We start from the raw sequence: 3,170 nt of genomic DNA, 5'->3' as shown, positions 1-3,170 counted from the left end.
TCGCGCGCAAAGCCGCAGGCGACGTCGACAAGCCAGAGCAGAAAGGTGCCGGCCGCCACGTAGAACAGCAGCGCGTGCACGGCGGCCGCAAGGCCGTCCGGCCGGCCGCCATTGACGGTCTCGACGCGCAGGCCTGCGATGCGCATGCCCCAGGTCGATCGGCGGCGTCCACCGATCGTCAGCGCCGCGTAGCCGAGCGCGGTCGCGACCGTGGCGATCGGGATGAGCAGCCAGGTGGCACCGAAGGTCACGATGCCGAGCAAGGCCAGCAGGAACACGACCAGCCAGCCTAGGAAGAACAGCACGACGATATCGACGAGCCAGGCGAACAAGCGCGATCCGAGAACGCCGCTGACGTTCTGGTAGGGGCGCTGTTCGACAGCCGTGATCGGCGGCTGGCTGTAGCGGGTGTCGCTCATCGAGACTTCAATCCTCCATCGGCGTGCGGAATGCATCGCCCGGACGATAATGTTTGATCAGCGTGCCGGTTCCGCAAGGCCACGCGGCAGGATTCGCCGGGGTGCGAAACCGTTTTTCGCGAGGGCGTCCTCGATCGCGCGCGAGTGCGCCTCCCCGCGCGTCTCGACGGTGACGTCGAGCGAGACGCCCTTGGCCGGCAGGTCGAGGAAGAGCCGGCCATGGCTGACCTCGAGGATATTTGCGCCTTCGTCGCCGAGAAGGCTGGCAATCTTGCCGAGCAGGCCCGGCCGGTCGCTGCTGGTGAGGCGGAACGCGACGATGCGGTCTTCGCGCTCCAGCTCGCGCACCATGATCGCGGCGAGCAGGCGCGTATCGATGTTGCCTCCGCAGAGCACGAGCCCGACCTTGCGCCCGGCATAGCGCTGCGGTTCCTTCAGCATGGCGGCGAGCCCGGCCGCCCCCGCGCCTTCGGCGAGACTGTGCTGAAGGCTCGCATAGGCGTTGACGGCGCGCTCGATCAGGTCCTCGCCGACGAGGACGATGTCGCTGACGAGGCTGGAGACGATCGGCAGGGTGAGTTGCCCCACCGTCTTGACCGCTATGCCCTCGGCCAGCGTCGGCCCGCCGATCGGGCGGTCCTGCGCGTGTACGGCGTTGAAGAAGGAAGGATAGAGGTCTGCCTCGACGCCGATCAACTCGATCCCGGGTTTGATCGCCTTGGCCGAAACGGCGTTGCCGGCCATCAGCCCGCCGCCGCCGAGCGGGATGATCAGCGCGTCGAGGTCCGGCTCGTCGGCCAGCATTTCGCGCGCCACCGTGCCCTGTCCTGCCATCACTGCCGCATCGTCATAGGGATGGACGAAGACGAGCTGCTGAGCGCCGGCGAGCTCGCGGGCCTTCTGGCTGGACTCGAAAAGCGTCTCGCCATGGAGCACTACATGCGCGCCATGGGCGCGCGTGTTCTCGACCTTCACGAGCGGTGTCGTCTCGGGCATCACGATCGTGGCCGGGATGCCGAAGCGCTTCGCGTGATACGCAACGGCCTGGGCATGGTTGCCGGCCGACATCGCGATCACGCCGCGTGCGCGCTCGCTCTCGCTGAGCGTGAGCAGCTTGTTGACCGCGCCGCGCTCCTTGAACGACGCCGTCGCCTGCATGTTCTCGTGCTTCACCAGCACGGTCGCGCCGGTCAGCTCCGACAGGCGCGGCGCCGGAACGAGCGGCGTGCGCAGGACGTGCCCTTCGATCCGGTTCGCCGCGGCGTCGATATCGTCGGGGGTTATGGCGAAGATTTCGCTCATGGTACGCTCCATCCCGGTATCCTGTCGCCCGCGCTGCGTCTCAGACCTGTCTTGGCGTCAGATCGCCATCGCCGAAAAAGCCGCCCGGGCGCAAGATCAGAACGATTGCCAGCAACGAGTAAACCGCAAGATCGCGCTGTTCGATCGGCAGCGTCGCCGACCACACGGCTTCGAAGATCGCGATGCAGAGACCGCCCAGTGCCGCACCGCTGACCGAGCCGATGCCGCCCAGAATGGCGGCGACCAATGCCTTGAGGCCGAGGGAGAAGCCGCCGGCGAAGCCCATGCCGCCATAGATCGCCGTTACGATGACGCCGGCCATGCCGCAGACGGCGCAGGCGAGCACGACCGCGACATCATGGACCGCGCGGGGGTCGACACCGAAAAGCGCCGCGGTGCGTGCGTCGTCGGAAACGGCACGCCAGGCCCGGCCATAGGCCGTGCGCCGGATCAGGGCTACCAGGCCGAGCGCAGCGCCTAGCCCGATGATCGCAAGCCCCAGTCCCAGCGGGTTCAGTGTGAGGATGAAGCTTCCGGCATGGGCCAGCGGGATCGGCGTGTTGAACACGGGCGGCAGCCAGCGCAGCTCCGGTCCTTGCACCAGCCTGAGGTATTCGGACATCGCGATCGCGAGCCCGATCGTGGCGATCAGCATCTGCTGGCCGCTTGAGCGTTCGAGATGGCGCAGCACGAAACGCCCCATGGCGAACCCGTGCAGGGCACAGACGAGGATAGCGACGGAGAACGCCACGGCGAGCCCGGACAACGGCGTCGAGATCGCGAGCGAGAGCAGCAGCGCGACGCCGACCACGGAGGCGAGGGCACCCAGCGCCGCGAACTCGCCGAAGCTCAGGATGATCCGCCCCGTGAGCCCGTAGACGAGCGCGTAGGCCGCCGCCAGCAGGCTGTAGATCGCCGCCGAGGGCAGGGCGCTCAGGCCTTGCTGCAACCCGTAGGCGAGTCCGCGCGGGAGCGACGGCAGCTCGTCCACGGTGGGCGCAGCGGGATCAGGCGGGGGCTCGGCGCGGTCTTCGAGATAGAAGCGCCGCAACAGATAGAAGCTGGCATCGGCCATCGGCCGTCCGTCGGAGGCGATGCCGATCAGCGCGCCGCGGCGAGGTCCGCTGCCCTCCCCGGCGAACAGACAGTCGATGCTGCGATGGCGCGAGAGGTCGTCACCGAGCTGGACGCGGTAGAACAGCCTCAGAGCACGCGGCACCGGCCCCTTGGCGGTACGCTCGATCTCGATGCGGGCATTCGGCGGGTTGAGCGGTGGAATCGCAAGACGGCAGAGCCTTATCTGCTCGCTGTCGAAATCGGCGCCGCAGCCCGCGAGGGCGAGCAGGACAATGGCCAGAATCGGCAGGAGGAGCGGGCGCATGCCGGATGACGGTAGCGCCTGCCCGTGCCGTTTGGAACATCGGCTTGGATGTTGGGAGAGGTCGAGCT

3 protein-coding genes are annotated in these 3,170 nt (G+C 67.9%); all 3 read right to left on the bottom strand.

From position 1 onward, the window contains the following. Positions 1-419 (bottom strand): RDD family protein (locus tag ACIPIA_RS13110; protein ID WP_400510185.1); only part of this gene is annotated, 419 nt, incomplete at its 3' end. A gap of 57 nt (positions 420-476) precedes the next feature. Next, positions 477-1,721 carry a threonine ammonia-lyase gene (locus ACIPIA_RS13105; protein WP_400510184.1) on the bottom strand — a complete coding sequence of 415 codons (1,245 nt, stop codon included), beginning with the start codon at positions 1,719-1,721 and terminating at the stop codon, positions 477-479. Positions 1,722-1,761: 40 nt separating this feature from the next. After that, the gene (locus ACIPIA_RS13100) at positions 1,762-3,102 is read right to left on the bottom strand and encodes a branched-chain amino acid ABC transporter permease (RefSeq protein ID WP_400510183.1); all 1,341 of its coding nucleotides are present in this window, start codon (positions 3,100-3,102) and stop codon (positions 1,762-1,764) included. Between the last annotated feature and the right edge of the window lie 68 nt (positions 3,103-3,170).

The sequence above is a fragment of the Allobosea sp. CER48 genome (genome assembly GCF_044752385.1).
In the GTDB taxonomy this organism is placed as follows: domain Bacteria; phylum Pseudomonadota; class Alphaproteobacteria; order Rhizobiales; family Beijerinckiaceae; genus Allobosea.
The sequence above is the reverse complement of the archived record's forward strand: the minus strand, read 5'-3'. Positions and strand labels throughout refer to the sequence as shown.

What these genes read in the sequence shown, in the direction of transcription:
- ACIPIA_RS13105 (WP_400510184.1), bottom strand. Translation starts at nt 1,721, where the DNA reads ATGAGCGAAATCTTCGCCATAACCCCCGACGATATCGACGCCGCGGCG.
- ACIPIA_RS13100 (WP_400510183.1), bottom strand. Translation starts at nt 3,102, where the DNA reads ATGCGCCCGCTCCTCCTGCCGATTCTGGCCATTGTCCTGCTCGCCCTC.